We start from the raw sequence: 24,641 nt of genomic DNA, 5'->3' as shown, positions 1-24,641 counted from the left end.
AATAAGGCGGCGAAGGCGGATCGGGCTGGGCAACGTGGGGGGGCGCGGGGGGCGCGGGGGTCGCCCCGGAGCTGCCAGTGTAAACGTTACCGACGTCGGAAAGACTGTCGCCGAAGACCACGATCTGTCCGGCCCAGAGCCACGACGGGTAGAAGGCCATAATGACGATGGCCAGGAAAAAGCGAAGAGCGTTCATCGCTCACCTCCCAAGTGTTGGTCAATCTGACTGCACTTCTTGCCGCGTAGGGGGTGTCGCCGACGGTTCTGCCAAGACTGGCGAAGCAAAGGCGATCAGGAAGCCCTGCGCGCAAGGCCTGCGCGCAAGGCCTGCGCGACAAGGAATCAAGTGGTTAGGCCGCTTGGCTCGGCCTAACCGGTCATTTGCTTTGCACGGTCGCGCCTCGACTTTACGTGCAAGATTCACGCCATACAATAATAAGCGTATTAAATCTGATCACTACGTAAATATCGAGACTTCAGACGGCCAAGAGTGTAAAAATTTCCGACAGATCTTCACTGTCCGCAGCCGGGAGAGTTGTCATTGGCTGTCCGACGCAACACCGGTGCGCAGCGAAATCTCTGTCTGGACGAAGGGGACAGCAGCAGAGCCTCCAGCGCATTCGCGTTGCCAGCGGGCGCTGCGGCGGCCCGTCCTGCGCTACTGACTCCGGCGACGAGCAACCGAAAGCCGAAAAGTAGCCAGCGCCGTCACGGCGACGATCGGCAGCGCCAGGGTATTCAGCGTTGCCCAGCCGCCGTCGGTGACCAGCAGGCCGGCGGCAAACGAGGTGATCGCCTGCGTCCCGAGGACGATGAAATCGTTGCCGCCCTGCACTTTCGCCTTCTCCTCGGGGCGGCAGATTTCGGTCAACAGCGTGGTACCGCCGACGAAGAGGAAATTCCAGCCGACGCCGAGCAGGAACAGCGCCCACCAGAAATGCATCAGGCTGACGCCGGACAGCGCGATGCCGACGCAAACCAGCAGCAGCGCGGCGCCGACCAGCAGAACCACCAATACGCCGAAGCGTTTGATCAGATCGCCGGTGAAGAACGACGGCGCGAACATGCCGATCACGTGCCATTGCAGGACCAAGGCGGTATCGGCGAAAGGCAGGCCGCAGATATCCATCGCCAATGGCGTCGCCGTCATCAGCAGATTCATCGCCGCGTAGCCGCAGACCGCCGCCAACAGCGCGACGACAAACTCCGGCTGGCGGGCGATTTCGCCGAACGGGCGACCGGCGGCCTGCTGCTCATGAGACGGTAGCGCCGGGATGTCGAGCCGGCTGGCGACCAGCATGGCCAGCGCCGCAAAGGCCATCAGGGCGCCGTAGCTGGCCAGATAGGTGGGTTCCAGCAGCTCGCGGGTCAGCGTGCCAAGCTGCGGGCCGATCACCCCGCCAGCGATGCCGCCGGCCAGGGTCAGCGAAATCGCCTTGCTTGTCCAATCAGCAGGCGCGGCGTCGACGGCCGCGAACCGGTACTGCTGGCCAAAGGCGTTGTAGATTCCGGCACCAACGGTGCCCAGGCAAAGCAGCCAGAAACTGCCGGTGTACACCGCGATCGCCGACAACAGCGCGCCACCGATGCCGAACGCCGAGCCCAGCATGAAGCCCGAGCGACGGCCATGGCGCTTCATGAACATGGCAGCCGGCAAGGCCGCCAGCGCCGCACCGATGACGTAGGTAGTGATCGGCAACGTCGCCAGTCGCTTGTCAGCGGCCAGTTGCAGGCCGAGCAGACCGTTGATCGCCACCAGCATTACGCCGTTGGTCAGCAAGAGAGCCTGTGCTGCGGCGAGCAGGGCGATATTTCGCCGATACGGCAGCATCGTCGTCAGCCCCGGATCAACGGTGCGAGAACCGGTTCGGCCGACGGGTCCGGGGCCTCCGGAGCGGCATCGCGCCCGGAATGCCGGCGACGACCGGCGCGTAGTTCACGCGATGACGCCGCCGCCGAGGCACACCCGGCTTTCGTAGAGGACCACCGACTGTCCGGGGGTCACCGCCCATTGCGGCTCGGCGAAGCGGACCAGGCACGACTCCGTGTCTACCCGCTCGACCTCGCACGGGGCGTCGGCCTGCCGGTAGCGGGTCTTGGCGGTGTACACCCAGTGCGTGTGCGGTGCCTGGCCAGCAACCCAGGACAGATCTTCGGCGGCCAGATCTTCGGCCAGTAGCGCCGGATGGGCGTGTCCCTGCACCACGTAAAGGATGTTGCCGACGAGATCCTTGCGGGCCACGAACCAGGCATCGTGGTCACCGCTGTCGCCGCTCTTGCCGCCCTTCACCCCGCCGATGTGCAATCCCTTGCGCTGACCGATGGTGTGGTAGGCGACGCCATCGTGTTCGCCGAGCAGCCGGTCATCGTCGAGGCAACGAATCTCGCCCTTCTTCGCTGGCAGATAGCGCATCAGGAAGTCCTTGAACGGCCGCTCGCCGATGAAGCAAATGCCGGTTGAATCCTTCTTGAGCGCGACATGCAGGCCAGCCCCTTCGGCCATCTTGCGGACTTCGCGCTTGTACAGCCCGGCCAGCGGAAACAGCGTCTTCGACAACTGTTGCTGATTGAGGCGATGCAGGAAATAGCTCTGGTCCTTGCTGCCGTCCTCGGCCTTGAGCAGCTGGAATGCGCCGGCAAATTCGCGCACGCCGGCGTAGTGACCGGTGGCAATGCAGTCGGCGCCGATGCTCAGCGCGTGCTCGAGAAACGCGCTGAACTTGATCTCCGAGTTGCACAACACGTCGGGGTTCGGTGTGCGGCCAGCCTGGTACTCTTTCAGAAAGTGCGCGAAGACGCGCTCCTTGTATTCGGCGGCGAAATTCACCACTTCAACCTCGATGCCGATGGTGTCGGCCACGCTGACCACATCGAGCAGATCCTGCCGCGACGAACAATACTCGTCGCTGTCGTCGTCTTCCCAGTTCTTCATGAACAGGCCAAGCACACGCCAGCCCTGCTCCTTGAGCAAAAGAGCCGCCACCGCCGAATCGACGCCGCCGGACAAGCCGACGACCACTGTCTTTGCCTCGTTCATTTTCTTGCCTTCTCCAGCGCTCATCTTCTAGCGTTCACCATGCGAATCCGACACGGACTCGCCCGCTGCTGCGGCGGCCGCCTCTTCCTTGCCTTCGCCGTTTTCGTCGTCGCCCGCGAGCCAACGCTGCAGCGTCATCACTACCGCCGGCCGGCCATTGTCGCGAAACCAGGTATCGACGACATAGCGCGCCGGTTCGGCGAGCTCACCGGACGCCTGTCCCGCCGGCACGACTTCCTCGATCTGCGCCGAATAGTGCACCTGGAACAGATAGCGCACCCGATACTCCGGCTCCAGAACGCGGTGAAAGCGCAGCCAGCCACGAGTTTCCAGCAAACGCAGCAAGCGGGTGGTGGTGGTCGAGTGGTCGATGCAGTCCATCCGCCCGTAGACCCCATCGTCGGCCCAATTGCCACCACGGTCGGCCGAGATCGGAGTCTGCTGCCCGGCCCAGCCGAGCAGCCAGCCGATCACCAGCGACAGTTTCTGGCGCTCGTCGGCCGCAGTCTGCGCGCTGCCCAGCAGAGCCCGCACCTGGGCCAGTTGCTCATCCGAATAGATCACCTCGGCCTGTGCCTGGCAGCCATAGTTGTAACAGACCTTGATCGCCTCGGCGGCCGCGACTGGCGCCGTGCAGGCCAGCAGCAGCGACAGCCGCCACCTCATCGACAATGGGTCAGCAGTTCCAGCGGATAACGCCTGCCCGCCTGCCAGTCCTCGATGCAACGCATGACCAGCGGACTGCGATGCTGCGTCTGTAACGCCCGAATCTCGTCGACGGTCAGCCAGTGCGCCGCCAGAATGCCGGTGTCAAGTTGGCGCTCGAGGTCGTGGGCACTGATTTCGCCGCCGAAGGCGAAGCGCAGGTAGGTCACGTCCCTGGCCTCGTTGCGGCAGTTATAGACGCCGACCAGGTATTGTGGATTCACCGTGTACGCCGTTTCCTCGAGCGTTTCGCGGATCACCGCATCGATCAGCGACTCACCGCATTCGAGATGGCCAGCCGGCTGGTTGTAACAGATGCCGTACTCGGTTTCCTCTTCGACGAGCAAGAAGCGGCCTTCGCGTTCAAGTACGGAGGCGACGGTGACGTTGGGTTTCCAGACCATTCGAGAAGCCTTGCGGGTGGGACAAACGTGCCATTTTACCGCCAACCGGGGGGCGAAATCGGCTAGAATTTCCGCTTCTGGATTTCCGGCAAAGAGAGAGAAGACAATGTCCATGGCGGATCGCGACGGATTCATCTGGCACGATGGCAAGCTGGTGCCGTGGCGCCAAGCAACGACCCATGTGCTGACGCATACCCTGCACTACGGCATGGGTGTCTTCGAGGGAATCCGCGCTTACAAGGCCGAAAAAGGGACCGCCATCTTCCGTCTTGAGGAGCATACCGACCGCCTGTTCAACTCGGCGTACATCTTCCAGATGAAAATGCCTTACGACAAGGAAACACTGCTCGAAGCACAGAAGGAAGTGGTACGAGCCAACCAGCTCGAGTCATGCTACATCCGGCCGATCGTCTTCTACGGTTCGGAAGCGATGGGCATTGCCGCCACCGCAGTGAGCACGCATGTCGCCATCGCCGCCTGGCCCTGGGGCGCCTACCTCGGCGCCGAAGGAATGGAGAAAGGCATCCGCGTCAAGACCTCCTCCTTCACCCGTCATCACGTCAATATCAACATGTGCCGCTCGAAGTCGGTCGGCACCTACACCAACTCGATCCTCGCGCACCAGGAAGTGGCGCATGACGGCTATGACGAAGCCCTGCTCCTTGACGTCGACGGTTACGTCGCCGAGGGCGCCGGCGAGAATATCTTCATCGTCAAGCACGGCAAACTGTACACGCCTGACCTGACCTCCTGCCTGGAGGGCATCACGCGCGCCTCTGTTCTCACCTTCGCCGATGAACTTGGCCTCGCGGTGATCGAAAAGCGGATCACGCGCGACGAAGTCTATTGTGCCGACGAGGCATTCTTTACCGGCACGGCGGCGGAGGTCACGCCGATTCGTGAACTCGACAACCGCCAGATCGGCGCCGGCCACCGTGGCCCGATCACCACCAGACTCCAGAGCCTGTTCTTCGACTGCGTGAACGGCCGGGTGCCGGCGCATGAAGACTGGCTGACCTACGTCTAAACCCCCGTTTGCAAGGTTGCCACCATGTCTCAAACCGCCCAGCAGAAGCCCATCGAGATCACCGCCAAGGATCTGCCGCTGCACTGCCCGACGAAGGATTCACCGCTGTGGGCGAGGCATCCGCGCGTGTTTCTCGAGATCGCACACACTGGGGAGGCGGTGTGCCCGTACTGCAGCGCCCACTACGTGCTCAAGGGCGGACTGCCGAAAGGGCACCACTGATTGTCGACGGCCGCCCGCTCCGGGTAGCCGGCTGAACAGCCGATCATGAAGGCACTGATCGTCGCCCCGTCCTGGATCGGCGACACGGTTCTGGCGCAACCTCTGTTCATGCGACTGCACGAACGTACGCCCGGCCTGCAACTCGATGCTCTCGCCCCACGCTGGGTGGCACCCGTGCTCGAGCGCATGGCGGAAATCTCACGCATCATTGACAGCCCTTTCGCGCATGGCGAACTGTCGCTGAGATCGCGTCACCGCCTCGCCCGCCAACTGGCACGGGACGACTACCAGCGCGTTTACGTGCTGCCCAATTCAATCAAGTCGGCACTGGTGCCCTTCTTTGCCAACATTCCCGAACGCATCGCTTTCGTTGGCGAGAAGCGCTATGGCCTGATCAACCGCCGACACACCCTCGACAAGGCGCTGCTGCCACAAATGGCCGAACGCTTCGCACAGCTCGCCGAAGCACCCGGTACGCCGCTACCGCGACCGCTGCCCCTGCCACGCCTGACTTGCAGCGGCGAGCAGCGCGCAGCGACCCTGGCGGCACTCGGCGTCGATCGCCCCGAAAAGCTGGCGATCTTCTGCCCCGGTGCCGAATATGGCCCGGCCAAGCGCTGGCCGGCACGGCATTTCGCGACGCTGGCCGATGCACTGACACAGCGCGGCTACGCGGTGTGGCTGGTGGGCTCGGCAAAAGACCGTGAAATCGCCGAGCAGATCGTCAGCCAGGTGCAAACGGCACCACCACCGCGCAACTTCTGCGGCAGCACCTCGCTGAGCCAGGCCATCGACCTGCTGGGCGCGGCATCGTTTGTCGTCTGCAACGATTCCGGCCTGATGCACGTCGCCGCTGCCCTCGGCCGACCCCTGGTCGCCGTCTACGGCTCCTCATCGCCCGGTTTCACGCCGCCCCTGTCGGCGCAAGCGACGATCATCAGCCTTAATCTCGAATGCAGCCCCTGCTTCAAGCGCGAATGTCCGCTCGGCCATCTCGACTGTCTGAATCAGCTTCACCCACAGCGCGTACTCGACGCCTGCCTGGCCAGGGCTGCCGCATGATCACCGTTTTCGCCAGCCCGGAGGATGTCGAGAGCACTTTTTACGAAGCGATCGCGCGCGCCGACCTGGTCGCCCTGATGAGCGTCTGGGCCGATGACGAGGAGATCATTTGCATCCACCCGACCGGCCAGCGACTGATCGGCACGACGGCGATCCGCGAGAGCTGGCGCAGCATCTTTGCCAACAACCAGCGCCTGCAGGTGCGCCTGTCACGCGGCTTGCGCTGGAACAGCATGCTGCTGGCGGTACACAACGTCGTCGAGACGCTGTACATCGGCGATCAGCCACAAGCGCACGGCCCGCTGCTGGCCACCAACGTCTTTCAGCGTGGCGCCAGTGGCTGGCGGCTGCTCGCGCATCACTCCTCGACCGCCGCCGATCATGACCTGGCCGACAGGAGGACAGAGGGCGAGCGCGACGGAAAGACACAGCGGACCCTGCATTGACCGGCTACCGTGCCCCAGCGTGGTTACCCGGTGGCCACGCGCAGACCATCTACCCGCTGCTGATCAAGCCCGACCCCCTGCCCTACCGCCGCGAACGCTGGGAGACGGCGGACGGCGACTTCATCGATCTGGACTGGAGCGATCCGCCGCCAGCGCCGGGCGGCCCGCCTGTCAGCCCACCCCTGCTGATCCTTTTCCACGGTCTCGAAGGCAGTTCCGCCAGTCACTACGCGATCAGCCTGATGCGTGCCTGCTCGAGCATCGGCTGGAGCGGGGTGGTAGTGCATTTTCGCGGCTGTTCGGGCGAGATCAACCGCCTGCCACGTGCTTACCATTCCGGAGACAGTGAGGAAATCGACTGGATCCTGCGGCGCCTGCAGGGCCTTGTCCCGGGACGTAGCTGCTATGCGGTCGGCATCTCCCTGGGCGGCAACGCGCTGCTCAAATGGCTGGGCGAACGCGAGGCTGACGCCGCAACTTGCCTGCGAGCGGCGGCGGCGGTTAGCGCGCCGCTCGACCTGAGCGTCTCCGGCCACCATCTCGCGCGCGGCTTCAACCGCGTCTATACCCGGCATTTCCTGCACACGCTGAAGCGCAAGGCAAGCGAGAAACTGCGCCTCTATCCAGGCCTGTTCGACAGCCGGCGCATGCTGGCGGCAAGCACCCTGCACGCCTTCGATGACCTGGTCACCGCGCCACTGCATGGCTTCGCCGATGCCGACGACTACTGGCGGCGCGCCTCGAGCAAGCCCTGGCTGGCTGGCATCCGACTGCCAACGTGGGTCCTCAACGCACGCAACGATCCCTTCCTGCCAGAGCACGCGCTGCCGGCCATCAGCCAGGCAGCCGCCTGCGTACAGCTCGAATTCCCGCGCCAGGGCGGACACGTCGGCTTCGTCGCCGGCAGCCCGCCAGGGCGACTCGACTGGCTGGCGCAGCGCATCCTCCATTACTTTCAGAACGAGGTTTGAAATGAACACCACCCTCCCCGCCGAAATCTTCAAGGCCTATGACATTCGCGGCATCGTCGGCAAGACACTGACCACCGACATCGTCCGCCGTATCGGCCATGGCCTCGGTTCGCTGGCCGCCGAGCGCGGTCAGCGCGCCATTGCCGTCGGCCGTGATGGACGGCTGTCGGGACCCGAGCTGTCGGCGGCGCTGATGGAAGGTATCCGTCTGGCCGGCATCGACACCATCGACGTCGGCTGCGTGCCAACGCCGGTGGTCTACTTCGCCGCACACGAATTGGGCTGTCACAGTTGCGTGGCCGTCACCGGCAGCCACAATCCGCCGGACTACAACGGCCTAAAGATGGTCATCGGCGGCGAGACACTGGCCGGCGAGACGATCCAGGGCATCCGCCAACGCGTCGACGCCGACCAGCTGCGCCACGGCGCCGGCCAGGCCAGCAGCGCCGACGTTCGGCCCGCCTATCTCGCGCGCATCGCCGGCGACGTCCACCTGGCGCGGCCGATGAAGATCGTCATCGATTGCGGCAACGGCGTCGCCGGCGGCATCGCTCCCGAGCTTTTCCGGGCGCTCGGCTGCGAGTTGGTCGAGCTGTTCTGCGAAGTCGACGGCAACTTCCCCAATCACCATCCGGACCCGTCGAAGCCCGAGAACCTGCAGGATGTGATCCGCGCCCTGCGCGACAGCGATGCCGAACTCGGTCTTGCTTTCGACGGCGATGGCGACCGCCTCGGCGTGGTCACCAAAGACGGTCAGATCATCTATCCGGACCGCCAGCTGATGCTCTTCGCCGCCGACGTGCTGAGCCGCTGCCCGGGCCAACAGATCATCTATGACGTCAAGTGCACCCGCCTGCTGGCGCCGTGGATCCGTCAACATGGCGGCGAGCCGCTGATGTGGAAGACCGGGCACGCGCTGGTCAAGGCCAAACTGAAGGAAACCGGCGCGCCGCTGGCCGGTGAAATGAGCGGCCACGTGTTCTTCAAGGAACGCTGGTTCGGTTTCGACGACGGTCTCTACGCCGGCGTCCGCTTGCTCGAGATCCTGTCCCGCGCCGCCGACGCCAATGCCGTGCTGGAAGCGCTGCCCGACAGCAGTTCGACGCCCGAGCTGAACATCGGCATGCAGGAAGGCGAGCCCTTCGCGCTGATCGACGAACTGCGAGGCAACGCCCGTTTCGAGGGCGCGCGCGAAATCATCACCATCGATGGCTTGCGCGTCGAGTACGCCGATGGCTTCGGTCTGGCGCGCCCGTCGAACACCACACCGGTGGTGGTGCTAAGATTCGAGGCCGACAGCAGCGAGGCTCTGCAGCGCATCCAGGCGGATTTCCGGCGCGTCCTCAACGCGGCACGACCGGGGCTGACGCTGCCCTTCTGATCTCATCAACCGTCGCAGCGCGGAGCACCAAGGCATCCTTTATGACTGATCAGTTTCTCCAGAATGCTTTCCTTTTTCGCCAACCGATCCTGAACCTCAAACAGGAGCTTGCCGGCTACCAGCTCTCCTTCCGCAGCGCTGACGAGAGCAGTGGTAACGAGGCCGGCCACCACCAGGAGGCAGCCGGCGCGCTGTGCGCCGCCTATGCCGATCTCGGCATGCACGGCGCCCTGGGCAAGACGCTCGCCTTCATCGGTATCACTGCCGACTTTCTCCAGCAGGACGAGATCGATCTGCTGCCGCCGCAAGGCGTGGTGATCGAATTGCTGCTCGACGGCGTACCCGACACGGCAACGCTGAGCCGTTGCCGAAACCTGGTCGACCGTGGCTATTCGCTGGCGCTGACCGACTACCAGGGCATCGACGACCGTAGCCGGCCGTTGCTGCCACTCGTCACCTTCATCAAAATCCACGTGCTGGACGCTGAGCAGAGACGCCTCCAGGAGCTGGCGGGGTCCTTGCGACAGCTCCCGCTCAAGCTGGTGGCGCAGGGTGTCGCCAGCCAGGGGCAGATGGAACGCTGTCGAAAGCTGGGCTTCGAGCTGTTCCAGGGCCGCTATTTCGCGCAGGCCGAACTCGTCAGCGGCCGCCACCTCTCGGCCTCGCACGCGGCCCTGTTTCGCTTGTGCAACCTGGTCGGGCGTGACGTAGACACGGAGGTGATCGAGGATGCATTCAAGCATGAGCCGGCGCTGACACTCAACCTGCTGCGTATCGTCAATACGGTAGGCAACCTCGGCAACCGCCTCGCGCAGCCGATCACCTCGCTGCGCTACGCCATCACCGTGCTCGGGCGACGTCGCTTACAGCGCTGGCTGTCGCTGCTTCTGCTGGCACCCGGCAATGACACCGCCGACCCCATCCGCTCACCGTTGCTGCAGGTCGCTGCGTTGCGCGGTCGGATGATGGAACTGCTGACCGTGATCGGCAAGCCCGGAGATCGCAAACTGGCTGATCTGGGTTTTCTCACCGGCATCCTGTCGATGATGCCCTCTGCCCTTGGTCTGTCGATTGAAGATATCCTTGACCAGATCGCCGTCGAGCGTGAGGTCGGCAGCGCCCTCCGCCAACACGATGGCCTGCTGGGAACGCTGCTGGCGCTGCTCGAATGTTTCGACAACGACGATGCGGCCTGCTGTGACAGCGTGCTGAACAGGCTACCCGGCGGCTTCGATCGTCAGACCTTGAACACCAGCCTGAGCACCGCACTGCGCTGGTTGAACGACAGCAGCGACTGACTCCTGCGCCGCGCCGCCAAACCGGTCGGCCACGCTGGTACCTGCTGACACGCTTTCAAGGTGGTCTCAACGTGGATGACACCAAGTGGGCAGAACCGCGTACTGATCGCTGGTGACGACGCGTCGTGGCTGGCCAACGCCATACCGCGGCGCTGGCGCGGTGCGGCGCCTTCCTTCAGGCTATCGAACAGCTCGATACAACCGCCGACGAACTCGCTCCCGATGACGATTGGCGGCCAGCCGTTCCATCCGCTCCGACGCTTGAGAAGCCCGCGTATCAGACCCTTCTGTTCTTGTGCATCAATCGCTTGACGATAGCGCGGGCGAGTTTCTTCGACTCAACGCTGAGATGATGTTCATTACGGTAGGCAAGAAAAAACCTCAGTCGATCAGTCCTCGACCATCCTTCGGCACCCCGATACAGCGAGTAGAGATCCCGCGTCGTGATGATCGATTTGAACGGCCTCCATTTGGCTTTTTCCAGATCGATGAGGCGAACATCGACCGCGCCGTCGGGTTCCTCTTTGACAAAAACGTGTTTTAGATACAGGCAGTTATGCTGCAGGTGTGCTTCGTGCATGCCGCGCAGTGTTCTTGCAACCGTCGTCACCAATCGATGGCGCCTGCTCCTGCCGAGCTGGCTTATCGGGTTGTAGCAATCATCATCAAAAGGCTTGTAGCATTCGAGTTCCCTGGTGACGATGATCGCTCGCAACTTTCCGTCAACGGTCTTCTGGCAGTAGTAGATAGGTTCCAGCGTAGGCACGCCAAGTTTGCGGAAGTTGAGCAGATTTCTGAACTCTCTTTCGAACGTGGCCGTGAGCCGGAAGAAGTTGCGCCATGAGCGGAAAAAGTGGTTCTCCTGGCGCTTGATGAACACCCCGACCTGCTGCCCATCAGGAAGAGAGATACTGGTCTTGATGACACCGCTCCAGCCGCCTCGCCTGTAGTTGGGCGGCTCGAACCACGCATCTTTATGCAGCTCCCATAGCGCCCCAAAATTGTCGAGGTGGTTATGCCGAAGGACGGGTAACCAGGCGTCGTTGATATATTCCTTGAGCACAGCCGAGGACGCCCGTCAGATCTTCTTGAGCACGTAGGTGCGCCACATATGGTAATACTTCATGAAATCGAGGCTTGCCTCGACCCTGAAACCACTGTCCTTGAACTCCTGTTCGATACGCTTGGCAGGGATGACCAGCCGGTTTTTGTGTTGATGTACATCTCTGACCTGCTCGCGCCTGTTCCTGGTCCAGGACTTGTAGTTGCCATCGACCCAAAGTGAAATGATTACCGAATCCGACGCGACCCGATGGAATTCCTTGAGCAGGGTCATTCGGTCTTCCGATTTCGCCAGATGGTGCACGAAACGAATGCAGAAGATCGACTCGACAAAATCATCAGGCACCGGCAAGCTGAAAGCGGACGCCTGGAACGAAGACTGGATGCGCCGGCTGATTTCGGCAGGGCGATACTTGAGGCCAGCGTCGATCATGTTCTGGCTGTAGTCACTGGCATGAATGACGCGGTCGCACTCTTCTGCCAGGAGATCCCAGAACCTGCCGGTGCCGCACGGCGCATCAAGAACCGATTTTGGATTGCCGGCGAGTTTCAGGGCTTTTCTGGCAATCTGGTGATCGCGCCAGTTCGAAAGCTTGCGCCAAAATTCGTTTTCGTGCTTGTCGAAATAATACTTGGCATGCGCTTCGTCATATTTTTTCGAGAACTCCAAATCGGGGACGGGTTGATTGGCCATATCTGTATCCTGCTAAGTCGGGTTACTAATCCCCGGCCAGGGCTGGGGCTTTGATTATAAAAGCCACCCTGGGCGGCTATTCGGGGAGATGGTGAATCGACCGGCCGGGCTGGTTTGGCGGCTGCAAGGCGTCGACCCGGTCGGCACACGGCAGCGCGCGTCCGGCCAGCCAATCGCTGACCGCGAGGCCGGTGCCGAAATCCCAGGCCTTGAGCTTTTCGGGTGCGATCAGCCGGAACTCGGCGAGTTCTTCGTTGAGCGTGATTTCACCGCGACCGACGACATGGTACGCGATGATCACCTCATGCTTGCGGGCGAAGGGATAGACGCCGATCAGCGTCGCCGCCACCGCATCCAGGCCCAGTTCTTCCTTGACCTCGCGCGTAACTCCGGCAACCGGGTCTTCGCCGCGCTCGAGAAAGCCGGTGATCAGACCGAAAGCCCCCTCTGCCCAGGCTTGATTGCGCGCCAGCACGACACTGCCCTGGTACTCGACCAACGCCGCCAGCACCGGCGCCGGGTTGTCCCAATGCACAAAGCCGCAGCCAGCGTGGCAAGCCAGGCGCCGCAAACCACCTTCATCGCTGGCCTCCAGCCGGGCGGCGCAGTACGGGCAGAATTGCCAGGCACTCATCACTGCTCGCCCGACAGCTGGCGAATATCTGCCAGCAAGCGATCGACGGTCTCCGCCGCCGTATCCCAGCCGCACATGAAGCGGGCGCCACCGGCACCGATGAAGGTGTAGAAAAGCCAGCCGCGCCCGCGCAGGCCCTGCTCGACCCGACTCGGCAGCTGCACAAAAACACCGTTGGCATCAACCGGAAACAGCAACTGCAGGCCAGCAATCCCGCTCAACCCGCTCGCCAGACGCTGGGCCATCGCGTTGGCGTGCGCAGCGTGCCGCAACCAGGCATCGTTCTCGAGAATTCCCAGCCACGGCGCGGAAAGGAAGCGCATTTTCGAAGCGAGTTGCCCCGCCTGCTTGCAGCGATAGGCGAAGTCGTCCGCCAGTCGGCGGTCGAAGAAGATCACCGCTTCGCCAACCGGCAAGCCCATCTTGGTGCCCCCGAAACAGAGCACGTCGACGCCCGCTCGCCAGGTCAATTCGGCCGGGCTGACGCCGAGGCCGGCGACTGCGTTGGCAAAACGAGCGCCGTCCATATGCACGCGCAGGCCGAGTCCGCGCGCGGTCTCGCTAATCGCCCGCAATTCCTGCGGCCGGTACACCGTGCCGACTTCACTGGCCTGGGTCAGCGTCACCACCTTCGGCTTCGGATAGTGGATGTCGCTACGCCGGGTCACCACCTCGCTGATCGCCGCCGGAGTCAGCTTGCCCTGCTCACCGGCGACCGCCAGCAGCCGGGCACCATTGGAGAAGAACTGCGGCGCGCCGCATTCGTCGGTCTCGACATGCGCCAGCTGGTGGCAAATGACGCTGTGGTAGGACTGGCAGAGCGCTGCAAGGGCCAGCGAATTGGCCGCCGTGCCATTGAAGACGAAATAGACGTCGCAGTCGGTGTCGAACACCTGGCGCAGGCGATCGGCGGCACGCAGCGTCCACTCGTCGTCGCCGTACGAGCGGACGTGGCCTTCGTTAGCCGCCAGCAGGGCGGCCAGGGCCTCCGGGCAAATGCCAGCGTAGTTGTCACTGGCGAAGTGCTGCATCGCGCTGCCTGCTTCTTTCGTCGAGTCCGTCAAAGATGCTGCTCGACCCATTGCCGCACCGAAGCCAGCGCTGCTGGCAGTTTCTCCGGCTCGTTGCCACCGGCCTGCGCCATGTCCGGGCGGCCGCCACCCTTGCCGCCGACCTGACGAGCGACCATATTGACCAGTTCGCCGGCCTTGACCTTGCCGGTCAGGTCGGCGGTGACGCCAGCGATCAAGGTCACCTTGCCATCGCTGGTCGTGGCAAGGACAACCGCGGCGCTCTTCAGCTTGTCGCGCAGCTTGTCGACGGCTGAACGCAGTCCCTCGACATCGGCACCTTCCATCACCGCCGCGAGAACCCGCGCGCCTTTGACTTCGACCGCCTGCCCGAGCAGATCGTCGCCTTGCGCCGACGCCAGTTTCGCCTTCAGGCGAGCCAGCTCCCTTTCCAGCGAGCGGACGTTGTCGAGTACCTGCGCCAGCTTCGCCGGCACCTCGGCGACCGGCGCCTTGAAAGCGGCCGCCGCTTCAACCAGCATCGCCTGCTGCTGCTGCACCAACGTCAGCGCCGTGTCGCCGGTGACCGCCTCGAGGCGCCTGACACCAGCCGCGACGCCCGTCTCGGAAACGATCTTGAACAGGCCGATATCGCCGCTGCGGGTGACGTGAACACCCCCACAGAGCTCCTTCGAGGTGCCGATGGTCAACACGCGTACCCGCTCGCCGTATTTCTCGCCGAAGAGCATCATCGCTCCCGATCGCTGCGCCTCTTCGATCGCCATGATCTGCGCGTCGGCCGCGACGTTGGCCAGAATCTCCTGATTGACGAGGACTTCGACACGACGAATCTCGTCGGCACTCATCGGCGCGTTGTGCGCGAAGTCGAAACGGGTCTTCTCGGCATCGACCAGCGAACCCTTCTGCTGCACGTGCGCACCGAGCACCTCACGCAGCGCCTTGTGCATCAGATGCGTCGCCGAGTGATTGCGCACCGTGCGGGCGCGGGCGAGCACGTCTACCCGGGCGGCGACCTTGTCGCCAACTTTGATCGCGCCAGTCCTGACCACACCCTGATGGCCAAAGACCGTCGCCTGGACCTTCTGCGTATCCTCGACGGCGAAGATCCCCTGCGCGCCCTGCAGCACACCGCGGTCGCCCACCTGGCCACCGGATTCGGCGTAGAACGGCGTCTCGTCAAGGACGATAACGCCGAGTTCACCTTCCCTGAGTTCGTCAGCCGCGCTGCCGTCGCGGTACAGTGCCAGCACCTGGCCGCTGAATTCGAGCGTCTCGTAACCGTGGAAGCCAGTCTCCGGGCCACTATAGTCGAGTGCGGCGGCCATCCTGAACTTGCCGGCGGCGCGCGCCTGCTCCTTCTGCTGCGCCATCGCCGCGTCGAACGCAGCGACGTCGACCGTGACGCCCCGTTCACGGCAGACATCGGCCGTCAGGTCGAGCGGAAAACCAAAGGTATCGTGCAGCTTGAAGGCCGTCGTGCCGTTGAAAACCCCGGCGCCAGCCAATGCCGAGAGCTCACCTTCGAGGATGCTCATGCCGTGCTCGATGGTCTCGAAGAAACGCACCTCTTCCTGGCGCAGCACCTCGGTCACGCGCTCCTGACTGCTGACCAGTTCGGGGTAGGCAGCACCCATCTCGGCCACCAGGTCGGGCACCATGCGGTGAAAGAAAGCGGCGCGCGCGCCGAGCTTGTAGCCATGTCGGATGGCGCGCCGGATGATCCGTCGCAGAACGTAACCGCGCCCCTCGTTGCCGGGAATCACGCCATCGGCCAACAGGAATGAGCAAGCGCGGATGTGGTCGGCGAGCACCCGCAGCGACGGGCTGTTCATGTCGGTAGACGAGGTTTCGCGAGCGGCAGCCGCGATCAGGCGGGCAAAGAGATCGATCTCATAATTGCTATGCACGTGCTGCAGCACCGCAGCAGTCCGCTCGAGGCCCATGCCGGTGTCGACCGATGGCTTGGGCAGCGGGTGCATGACGCCGGCCTCGTCGCGGTTGAACTGCATGAAGACGTTGTTCCAGATCTCGATGTAGCGGTCGCCCTCTTCATCGGGCGAGCCTGGCGGCCCGCCGGGAATAGCTTCGCCGTGATCGTAGAAGATTTCCGAGCACGGGCCGCAGGGGCCGGTGTCGCCCATCATCCAGAAGTTGTCGGAGGCGTAGCGCGTGCCCTTGTTGTCGCCAATGCGAATCACCCGCTCGGCCGGCACGCCGATCTCCCTGGTCCAGATGTCGTAGGCTTCATCGTCCTCGGCATAGACGGTGACCCACAGTCGATCGGCGGGCAGGCCATAGACGTCGACCAGCAACTCCCAGGCGTAGCGAATCGCATCGAGCTTGAAGTAGTCGCCAAACGAGAAGTTGCCGAGCATTTCGAAGAAGGTATGGTGGCGCGCGGTATAGCCGACGTTCTCGAGGTCATTGTGCTTGCCGCCGGCGCGCACGCATTTCTGCGACGTGGTCGCGCGCACGTAGGGGCGCTTGTCAAAGCCGAGAAAGACATCCTTGAACTGGTTCATGCCGGCGTTGGTAAATAGCAGTGTCGGATCGGCATGCGGCACCAGCGAGCTCGAGGCGACGATCTGGTGACCCTTGGATTCGAAAAACCTGAGGAACTTCTCGCGGATTTCAGCGCTGCTCATCATCGTGCTTTTCATGATCGTCCATGCCCGGCTCGGGCCAATTCAAAGAACGCGATTTTAACGTGAAAGCCGGCGACGCGACCGGCAGATCGCCCATCTAACGCCGCCAGAAGCGGCCTTCGGTCATCGATCAACCGCCAGCGCTCGACGCGGCTCGGGCCGCTCGGGGCCGGTTGCAGCGGGCCTGGCGGAACCTGACGAGCCCACGCTAGTCCTCGCCGACGCGGTCGATGCGATCGCTGAACACGGCCATCACCCCGCGCCGGAAGAGTGCCGCGGCAGCCAGCGGCTCATTGACCGTGTAGCACAGCACCGGAATGCCGTTGGCACGCGCGGTGCGCAGCAGATGGTCATCGAGAGAATCGGCATCACAGTGCAGGCTGAGCGCGGCGACCCGATTGACACGCTCCAGCCAATCCTCGGGCGGATGCTCGAAAAGACTGCCAAGAGGCAGTTCAGGCGCCACCTCACGCGCCGCCGCCAGGGCCACTTCCGAGAACGACGAGAGCAGCGGCAACTCCGCGCCCGCCCACAGTTCGCGAACACAGCGGGCAACGACGGCACCGGTCGCGGCCTCGAGACCTGCGGCCGGCTTGATTTCGACGTTGGCCAGCAGTCCCAGCTGACGGCAAAGACGCGCGGCCGACGCCAGGGTCGGCAGCGGTTCGCCGGCGAACGCCGGGTGCTGGCGGACACCGGCGTCGAGCACGCTCAGTGCGCTGTCGCTGGTCTCGCTCACCCGGCCAGTGCCATCGGTCGTACGCTCGAGCGTTTCGTCGTGGATCAGCCACGGCGAACCGTCTGCCGACAGCATCACGTCGAACTCGACCGCTTTCCGGCCCAGCCGGGCGGCGATTCGCAAGCCGGCCAGCGTGTTCTCCGGTGCCAGCGCGCCGCCACAGCGGTGCGCGAAAACGCGCGGCAGGGACCAGCCGAGCCGCGGACGAATCACTTCAACAGTTGTGCCTTGAGCGCCGCCGGCAATACCGCGTTGCCGCGATCAACGGCGTTGTCGAGTGCCTCCTTGGCCGGCTTACTGCCTGACCACGCCGCTTCCAGCTCTTCCTCGACGATGATCCGCACCGGTTCGATCTGCGACACGCGCAACTCGCGCAGTGCGCCCTTGCCCTGCAACTGCGCATAGGCCACTTCCAGACCCGCGACATCTGCCCGCAACAACTGGCTGCCAGCCGCGGCGCGCGCCACCGCCGTCATCGGCAGGAAACCCTCGACAGCGGTGAACTCGACCTGCAGATCGGGTTCCATCAGAAAGCTGACGAACTGGGCCACGCCCTTGTACTCGGCCGGCTTCTTGCCGGCACCAACCCACAGCGATGCGCCGTCAGCCAGGGTCTGCTGTGGCGTGCCGGGCACATCGTCGTGATACGGTAGCGCTGAAACGCCGGTTTCGACCTTGCGGCTTTCGTGCAGCGTGCCGAAAAGAGCGGACGAACTGGTCAGCATGCCGCACTCACCGGCGGCAAAACGCCGGTCGGCCTCGTCGCGACGGCCGAAGTAAGTGAAGAACTTGGCCTTCGACCAGGTAATCAGCATCGCCACGTGCTTGACCTGGACCAGCCCGTTGAAATCAAGCTTGCCCTTCGCGGTCGACACCTCGGCGCCATTCCATGCGCTCAGATTGTCGATATGCACCCAGGCCGGCCACGAGGTGGTGTAGGGACACTTGCTGCCCGAGTCGAACAGCTTGTCGGCTGTTTTTTGCGCTTCGATCCAGGTCTTCGGCGGCTTCTCCGGGTCCAGGCCAGCCTTGCGGAAAGCCTCCTTGTTGATGTACAGGACGGGGGTAGACAAAGCGATCGGCAGCGCGAAAAGGTTGCCCTTCCGGTCGTCAAGACCGACCTTCAGTTCCGGTGACAGCTTGCGACCGTCGAAGGGCTGCTTGGCCTGCTGCATCACCTGGTACAAGGGCTTGAACGATTCCTTCGCGGCCACGAACTGGGCCTGCTCGTCCCGCGTCACCAGGTTGAGGGTCTTCGGCGCATCGCCCTCGACGCGGCGGACGACGTTGAGCTGGTAATCTTTCTGTCGCGCATTGAAACGAGCGACCACTTTCTCCAGCCGCTCGCCACGCTCTTCGTCAAGCCGATGCGACAGGTCGATTTCTATCGGTGCAGCGGCCACGGTGAGGGCCAAGGGGGCGGCAAGCGCAAACGCCACCACCGATGGGAGAAGTTTGACTAGGCGCATGACGATCCTCGGACAAGAAACGATAAAGCGCAGCATTATAGCGGCCGTTTGTTCCGCTTGAGCAATCGTTGCGCTTGCCAAACGGCACCGCTGCCTGACGGCGGATCATCCGGAGGCTTCTCCCTGGCTGTTCCGCCTTCCTTCCGTCGTGCCTGGCCTTGATTGCTGCCACCAACTGTCCAGGAGAGGATTCCTCCGCCACCAGCATCTGGCCGCAGCCGCACGCACAAAAAAACGGCACCCGCCAGGTGCCGTTGCAGACTCACGCCTGTGCGGTGGTCACCCCCGCTGTCGGCGACGCACTTGCATCATGCCCAGGAGAGCCAGGCCGAACAGCGCCAGCGAGCCCGGCTCCGGAACGCTGATGTCGCCGCCGGGGGGGGTCTTAATATCCCCCATTACCGATGCCAGCTTCACGTAATCGTTGCCCAAAGACCAACTCGGCGCGCTGCTACTATTAACGAGCGGATTGAAAGCACCGATCAGCCAGAACGACGAGGAGACAGCAGCGGCATTTATCGCCTGCTGCGCACCGACAACGACATCACTATAATGGCCGATCACTGTCCACCCCTTGCTGACCAGTTGATCATACCGGTTGCCGGTCAAGTTGCCGTTGCTTGTCGGATTGCCAGTGCCGGTGTAGGCCAGCACGGTCATGTCGGAATCGATACTCGACCAGCTAATTGTCATCTTGCTCAACGCGACTGATGAACTGAAGCTGAGTAGCGCCATGTCGTAGCGCTCGTTGTTATCAATCGCATGTTCCGGAGAAACACCTTCGTCGACATCGCAATGCAATTCAGCTCCTGGTATGGAACAAGCGTCAGCGTTCTTGATGCCGCCATACCCATTGGTCTGACCTAACCAGGTGGCAGCCTGGATGGTCTGCAGATCCGCCTTGTTATTGGTCCAATCGGTACCACCAGTATTGGCGTAAGCAGTGGTTGTGACACCGGCTGTGGGACTGTTTCCAGTGAGCGTCCAACTAGTCGCCGCCGAGACCTGCCCCGCCATCGCCAGAGCCACAGCCGCGCATAGAATTTTCAATTGTCTGTTCATGGTAACCCCCGAATAAGTTCTCGTAATAACAGTAAGCAACATTGGTGCCAGAAAATATTTGTGTTTTTCTTTCAGCAACTTGCGGAAAAACCGCTTGCTCACAGCCCGAATAAGTGTAAAAAAATTCGACAGTACGCAGCGCTGATCAGAGCCCCAGTTCTTTCTTCAACTGGTTTACGGCCTCGCTGCCGGTCACCCGACCGGGGCCCGTCAGTGCTGCGCTCAATTCGTCCCGCGCCTCGGCCTTGCGCCCGCCGCGCGCCAGCGCGTAGGCGAGGTGATAGCGAATTTCCCCGCTGCCCGGGCTGCGCAGGCGCGCCTCACGCAGGTAGCGCAACCCGGCCTCCCCTTTCCCCTGCTGCACCAGAATCCAGCCCAGCGTGTCGAGATAGCTGGGATTTTCCGGATCGAGCTGGAGCGCACGCTCAGCGTGCTTGGCGGCGACGGGATCTTTCAATTGCTGCAGCAGGTTGGCGTAGTTGTTCAGCACCACTGCGTCGTCCGTATCCTCCGCGATCACCCGCGCGTAAGTCTGCCGCGCTGCCGCCAGTTGGCCGGCGCGAAACTGCGCTTCGGCGAGCGCCTTCAGCGCCAGCAGATCGAGCGGCCGCGTCTTGACCCAGCCTTGCAGAAACGAAGCCGCCTTGCCCGCCTCGCCAGCAGCAAGCTGCGCGCGAACCAGGTTGAGCGCGTTGGCGGTGCTCTCCTCGCGCTCCAGGGCAGTACGGTAGGCCGCCATCGCCGCCGGATACTGGCCACGGGCCATCGCCACGTAGCCCGTAGCCAACGCCGTCTCCAGACGCTTCGGATACCTGGCGTTGAGCGCCTTGAGCGCTGCATCAGCGCGCGCAGGCTCGCCACGGCGGGTTTCGATTTCGACGACGAGTGTCATCGCCGCCAAATCATCTGGCCGGCCCTGCAGGGCCTTTCCCGCGCTGTACAGCGCACCATCCGGATTGCCCGCTGCCAGTTGCCAGCGGGCAATCTCAACCTGCATTCGGGGATCGTAGTCGGCAAGCCGCGTAGCGCCAGCGAAGGCGTTGCGCGCTCCCGATTCATCGCCATTTGCCAGCAGTGCTCGCCCCATGGCCAGACGGATGGCCAGGCCGTCCGGGTATCTGGCAGCGAGATCCTTGGCCCATACCAGCGCCTGCTCGTTCTGCTTTTGGCCGAGGTATACGTCAAGCAAGGCCAGGCCGGCACGAGGATCGCGGCGTTGCACTTCGCTGGCCTTTTTCAGATGGCGGATCGCCTCCGGTGCGCGCCCTGCGCGCTGTTCGAGCAGGCCATATTGCAACAGCGCATCTGAATCGTCGTGGTGCTTGGCGAGCATGGCATCCAGTCGCCGACGGGCATCGTCGAAACGATTTTCGCTGACGTCAAGCTTGACCAGGTTGAGCGCCGCCGGGCGGAAAGTCGCATCCTTGGCCAGAAGCGCCGTATACGTGGCGCGAGCGCCGACCTTGTCACCCGCCGCAGCCTTGACCGAGCCGAGAAAATTCAGCGCCGCAAGATTGTCCGGATGTCTTCTGACCAGCGCCTCCGCGGTGCGGATGGCTTTTTGCGCCTGGCCGCTGCGCAGGTAGATCGTTGACAGCGAGGCGGCGGCCTTGAAATCACCCGGGTCGGCGGCAACGGCCTTTTCGAGATTCGCCTGGCCAAGCTCATCCTGCCCGAGCTCGAGTTGGCTGAAGGCAAGTGCGCGGGTCATCTCGACCGAACCGGTACTCGCCGCCGCCTTCTCGAGCAACTCACTGGCGCTCTGGTAGCGCCGCTCAGCCATATGCACCGAGCCGAGCAGGAACATTACCTGCACGTCGTCAGGCGCGGCCTTGTGCAGCTCTTCGAGCAACGGCCGCGCGCGCGCGTAATCCCTGGTTTCGACGCTGATCGCCGCCAGTAGTTTTTTCGCCGCCAGGTGGCGGCTGTTGTTGGCGATGATGATGTTGAGGTACTCGCTCGCCTTCTCCCGGTTGCCGAGCGCGTGATGCGCCAGGGCGCCGGCCATCAGCAAGTGTTCGCGGCGAGCCAACCAGCGCGCTGGCAAGGCATCGACGATCTTGATTACCTCAGCGAGGGCCGCAGCAGTAGCTCGACTGTCGCGCTTCTGCGCGGCGAGCAGCGCCCGCAGATAAGCGGCGCGCGGTTCGCCAGGGGCCGACTTGACAAGGAAGTCAAGATCGGCTTGCGCGTCGGCGGTGCGCCCGAGGTCGACCAGCAGGCCGGCGCGCGCCACTCGAGCTTCGGCATGGCGTGGCTCCAGGCTCAACGCCCGGTCGTAGGCGACCAGCGCCCCGGCCAGATCAAGCGCCGCGTGCTTTACCGATCCGGAAACACTCCAGGCGTTGGCATCGTTCGGTGCCAGTTCGATCGCCTTGGCTGCATTCTCCGCAGCCCGATCGAGCTGCCCACTGGCCAGGAAGATCGAAGCCTCGGCGATCACCGGGCCGGCGGCTTTCGGATCAATCGCGCGTGCCTCGCCGAAGCTCTGGCTGGCCAGGCGCGTATTGCCCATCTCCAGGTAAGCATTGCCACGCAGGGTGAGCACTTCGACCTGCAAGGCCGGCGGCAGTCCAGCAGCAGTAAACCGCTCGATCACTACCTCTGGCCGGCCCAGGGTGAGGTAGATTTGCCCCAGAGGCAGGACGATCTCGGCACGATTGACCCCCTGCCTGAGCGCCTCTTCAAATGCCGCTTCCGCCCCTTTGAGATTGCCATCCTTGAGTAGCGCCTTGCCCAGCAGCAAGTGCGCGGCCAGCATTCCCTTGTCTTCCTGCAGCGCGTTCTTGAGCTGGACGACGGCTCCGGAAGTGTCATTCTGGTCGAACCTGCGCAGCGCATCTTCATAAAACCGCGCCGCCTTTTCGGGCGTGGCCAGCACCGGTGAAAGCACGCCAAGGCCGAAAACAGTGGCGGCCAGCAACTGCAAGGCAACGCGCGGGGAGCGCTTGACGCGGTATGTAGGTTCGTATTTGTTCATGGCTGCGCAGGAAAAGGAGAATGAAAGGTGGGTTCGTCAAGGACCTCGAAAAGTATGTGCTGCGCACAATAGGCAAGTCAAACACCCTTTCCTGCGCTCTGTGACAAATTGCAGCTATGCCCCAAAATGGGATCCGCCAATGGATTGGCGCCCGGGAAGCTGTGATTTGACTCAACAACGACTCGGGCTCGACGAACAGCCGGTCGAGGGCGCTGCCGGCAACCGGAAGCTGCGCTCAAGGCCGCTTCGCGATTGACTCCTGACCGCGAGAAACCACCCTCTACGCGTCCTTGCGCGACATCAAGCGGGCTGCCTGTGGCTATTCGGCACCGCTTCTTGAACCGTGGGTCACGGAAGCGCTTCGACCCGATTCCAATTGCCGCGCCTTCGTCTGTGATGGACAATGGGCTTTCCTTCGAAGACACCAGATTGATCAGATGGCTCCATGAGAACGAAAATCAGGCGTGTTTTTCGCGATGCCGCGACCGTGTCGCTCCTTGTTTTGCTTGCCACCCAGACGCCTGCGGCGCAAGAAACGCCCGCAAACGTCTGGCATGTCGAGAACGCGACCATCTCCACCGCGCCCTCGATCAGTGAGTTTGTCGGCGGCGAGTGGGTGCCCCGGATGCCCGCGAAGAATGGCACGCTGTTCGAGGTACAGGGCACCCTCAAGGTGGAGGGCGACGGCTCCTTCGGCCCGCTCAGCCTGGCCGATATTCGATTGCTGTCCGGAACGAGCGGCGTACCGGCAGCCGCCGAACTGGTGGCCGTCGGCGTGAGATCGGCGAACTGCAAGTACTTCTCGGCACAAAGCCCTGTCGGAGACAAGGTCAACAAGGTCACCATCAAGCTCAATGCCGGCGGAGAGTTCGCCCTGACGCGCGAGGTCGACAACGGCCCGCTACTTCTGAAAACTAGCGCGCCGAGCCTGGATCTGTGCATGGCGTTCGAGCTGTCGGGCACACCACCGGCAGCAATGGTCTGGCGCATGGCAGGCCAATCGATACCGCTCGCCGTCCGTTCACTGGCGCCGACATTCCCGGCCGGGCGTCCGGCCTCGTGGTTCTCGCCCCAGAACTGGCGACACGCGATCTCGTCGCCGCTCCTCTGGGGCGCGGCAGCACTGATGCTGCTGGCTCTTGTCGGAGCCATTGCCCTGCACCGGGCGAGGCGGCAGCGCGCCAGAGGAGACCGGCCATCATCCGATCCGGGTAGCGCACTGGACATCCAGCGCGTCGGCTCGTCGCACCAACCGATAACGCTTACGCCTGTCGGGCCCGAAGCGGGTCCGGGCCGACAGCACTTTCATGCGGCCCTGGCAGCTCTCAGGCTAGGCGAGTGGACACAGGCGAACGAACTGTTCAGCAAAGCCATCGAGGCAGGCCTGACGCCCACCTACGAAGCCGGCGCCTGGAGCCTGCGCGGAGACGCGATGCTCAATTGCGACGACCTCCTGGGCGCGGCGACCTGTTTTCTACGTTCGCTGAGTTGCTCTGCCGTCACCACGGAATCCGTGCTGCTGTCCGCCGGACACCTGGCTGCGATCTATCGGGAACTTGGGTTCAGGCGTGATGCCGGCAAGATGGAGAAGGTCAAGCTCCTGGCGAGCCCGTTCGGCAGCGATCTCGGTCCGCAACGACATGAGTTGATCGCTCGCCTCGCCAACAAATTCAAACACAAGAGGCGAGCCAGGATGCTTGCCCGCCTCAATCCATTCGCCTGAAGTGCGCTGCACCGCAGCCAAGCTGAGCCGAACGACGGTCCACTGATCC

Annotated in this window: 21 protein-coding genes and 1 pseudogene; 8 read left to right on the top strand and 14 right to left on the bottom strand. The window is 63.3% G+C overall.

All coding sequences use genetic code 11. The features are described from left to right. The 5 genes and pseudogenes from RUW20_RS20870 to RUW20_RS20850 form a co-directional block, all read right to left on the bottom strand. Nucleotides 1-196: pseudogene (locus RUW20_RS20870) on the bottom strand (hypothetical protein); the annotation flags it as partial. A gap of 462 nt (nt 197-658) precedes the next feature. Then, a complete protein-coding gene (locus RUW20_RS20865; protein WP_313954142.1) occupies nt 659-1,831 on the bottom strand; it encodes an MFS transporter in 1,173 nt (390 codons plus the stop codon). Nucleotides 1,832-1,936: 105 nt separating this feature from the next. Then, the gene (gene mnmA / locus RUW20_RS20860; RefSeq protein ID WP_313954141.1) at nt 1,937-3,061 is read right to left on the bottom strand and encodes a tRNA 2-thiouridine(34) synthase MnmA; all 1,125 of its coding nucleotides are present in this window, start codon (nt 3,059-3,061) and stop codon (nt 1,937-1,939) included. Nucleotides 3,062-3,064: 3 nt separating this feature from the next. Next, complete coding sequence (locus RUW20_RS20855) at nt 3,065-3,703, bottom strand: hypothetical protein (RefSeq protein WP_313954140.1); 639 nt, start codon at nt 3,701-3,703, stop codon at nt 3,065-3,067. Then, nucleotides 3,700-4,146, bottom strand: a complete 447-nt coding sequence (locus RUW20_RS20850; RefSeq protein WP_313954139.1) for an NUDIX hydrolase — start codon at nt 4,144-4,146, stop codon at nt 3,700-3,702. Before RUW20_RS20850 ends, RUW20_RS20855 begins: the two co-directional genes overlap by 4 nt. A 106-nt stretch (nt 4,147-4,252) precedes the next feature. Here RUW20_RS20850 and RUW20_RS20845 point away from each other — a divergent pair, with 106 nt between their 5' ends. Genes RUW20_RS20845 through RUW20_RS20815 form a run of 7 tightly spaced genes read left to right on the top strand, consistent with a single transcriptional unit; the run spans nt 4,253 to nt 10,553 of the window. Continuing rightward, nucleotides 4,253-5,173 (top strand): branched-chain amino acid transaminase, encoded by a 921-nt coding sequence (locus tag RUW20_RS20845; RefSeq protein WP_313954138.1) that lies wholly within the window; start codon nt 4,253-4,255, stop codon nt 5,171-5,173. 24 nt (nt 5,174-5,197) lie between these two features. Next, the gene (locus tag RUW20_RS20840) at nt 5,198-5,395 is read left to right on the top strand and encodes a zinc-finger domain-containing protein (protein ID WP_313954137.1); all 198 of its coding nucleotides are present in this window, start codon (nt 5,198-5,200) and stop codon (nt 5,393-5,395) included. A 45-nt stretch (nt 5,396-5,440) separates the two neighbouring features. Continuing rightward, a complete protein-coding gene (waaF, locus tag RUW20_RS20835) occupies nt 5,441-6,457 on the top strand; it encodes a lipopolysaccharide heptosyltransferase II (protein ID WP_313954136.1) in 1,017 nt (338 codons plus the stop codon). After that, nucleotides 6,454-6,903 carry a nuclear transport factor 2 family protein gene (locus RUW20_RS20830; protein WP_313954135.1) on the top strand — a complete coding sequence of 150 codons (450 nt, stop codon included), beginning with the start codon at nt 6,454-6,456 and terminating at the stop codon, nt 6,901-6,903. Before waaF ends, RUW20_RS20830 begins: the two co-directional genes overlap by 4 nt. After that, nucleotides 6,900-7,874, top strand: coding sequence for a hydrolase (locus RUW20_RS20825; RefSeq protein WP_313954134.1), 975 nt, complete (start codon nt 6,900-6,902; stop codon nt 7,872-7,874). Before RUW20_RS20830 ends, RUW20_RS20825 begins: the two co-directional genes overlap by 4 nt. Before the next feature lies 1 nt (nt 7,875). Then, nucleotides 7,876-9,255 (top strand): phosphomannomutase/phosphoglucomutase, encoded by a 1,380-nt coding sequence (locus tag RUW20_RS20820; protein ID WP_313954133.1) that lies wholly within the window; start codon nt 7,876-7,878, stop codon nt 9,253-9,255. 41 nt (nt 9,256-9,296) lie between these two features. Further along, nucleotides 9,297-10,553, top strand: coding sequence for an EAL domain-containing protein (locus RUW20_RS20815; RefSeq protein WP_313954132.1), 1,257 nt, complete (start codon nt 9,297-9,299; stop codon nt 10,551-10,553). 277 nt (nt 10,554-10,830) lie between these two features. Here the strand turns inward: RUW20_RS20815 and RUW20_RS20810 are convergent, their stop codons facing one another. The 9 genes from RUW20_RS20810 to prsT all read right to left on the bottom strand — a co-directional run bounded on the left by RUW20_RS20810 (nt 10,831) and on the right by prsT (nt 22,869). After that, nucleotides 10,831-11,616, bottom strand: coding sequence for a lipopolysaccharide kinase InaA family protein (locus RUW20_RS20810; RefSeq protein ID WP_313954131.1), 786 nt, complete (start codon nt 11,614-11,616; stop codon nt 10,831-10,833). A 15-nt stretch (nt 11,617-11,631) separates the two neighbouring features. Then, nucleotides 11,632-12,309, bottom strand: a complete 678-nt coding sequence (locus tag RUW20_RS20805) for a class I SAM-dependent methyltransferase (RefSeq protein WP_313954130.1) — start codon at nt 12,307-12,309, stop codon at nt 11,632-11,634. 76 nt (nt 12,310-12,385) lie between these two features. Continuing rightward, on the bottom strand, nt 12,386-12,943 hold the full coding sequence (locus RUW20_RS20800) for an NUDIX domain-containing protein (RefSeq protein ID WP_313954129.1): 558 nt from the start codon (nt 12,941-12,943) through the stop codon (nt 12,386-12,388). Further along, nucleotides 12,943-13,974 (bottom strand): low specificity L-threonine aldolase, encoded by a 1,032-nt coding sequence (locus tag RUW20_RS20795; RefSeq protein ID WP_313954128.1) that lies wholly within the window; start codon nt 13,972-13,974, stop codon nt 12,943-12,945. Before RUW20_RS20795 ends, RUW20_RS20800 begins: the two co-directional genes overlap by 1 nt. 29 nt (nt 13,975-14,003) lie before the next feature. Beyond that, nucleotides 14,004-16,619, bottom strand: a complete 2,616-nt coding sequence (gene alaS / locus RUW20_RS20790; RefSeq protein ID WP_313954127.1) for an alanine--tRNA ligase — start codon at nt 16,617-16,619, stop codon at nt 14,004-14,006. Nucleotides 16,620-16,827: 208 nt separating this feature from the next. After that, a complete protein-coding gene (ugpQ, locus tag RUW20_RS20785) occupies nt 16,828-17,571 on the bottom strand; it encodes a glycerophosphodiester phosphodiesterase (RefSeq protein ID WP_313954126.1) in 744 nt (247 codons plus the stop codon). Then, nucleotides 17,568-18,827, bottom strand: a complete 1,260-nt coding sequence (locus tag RUW20_RS20780; protein ID WP_313954125.1) for an extracellular solute-binding protein — start codon at nt 18,825-18,827, stop codon at nt 17,568-17,570. Before RUW20_RS20780 ends, ugpQ begins: the two co-directional genes overlap by 4 nt. A 279-nt stretch (nt 18,828-19,106) precedes the next feature. Beyond that, complete coding sequence (xdp1, locus tag RUW20_RS20775) at nt 19,107-19,967, bottom strand: exosortase-dependent surface protein XDP1 (protein WP_313954124.1); 861 nt, start codon at nt 19,965-19,967, stop codon at nt 19,107-19,109. A 67-nt stretch (nt 19,968-20,034) separates the two neighbouring features. Continuing rightward, complete coding sequence (prsT, locus tag RUW20_RS20770) at nt 20,035-22,869, bottom strand: XrtA/PEP-CTERM system TPR-repeat protein PrsT (protein WP_313954123.1); 2,835 nt, start codon at nt 22,867-22,869, stop codon at nt 20,035-20,037. Nucleotides 22,870-23,314: 445 nt separating this feature from the next. Here prsT and RUW20_RS20765 point away from each other — a divergent pair, with 445 nt between their 5' ends. Beyond that, on the top strand, nt 23,315-24,592 hold the full coding sequence (locus RUW20_RS20765) for a hypothetical protein (protein ID WP_313954122.1): 1,278 nt from the start codon (nt 23,315-23,317) through the stop codon (nt 24,590-24,592). Nucleotides 24,593-24,641: the final 49 nt, after the last annotated feature.

It is taken from the genome of Accumulibacter sp. (genome assembly GCF_032229525.1).
Lineage (GTDB): Bacteria > Pseudomonadota > Gammaproteobacteria > Burkholderiales > Rhodocyclaceae > Accumulibacter.
The sequence above is the reverse complement of the archived record's forward strand: the minus strand, read 5'-3'. Positions and strand labels throughout refer to the sequence as shown.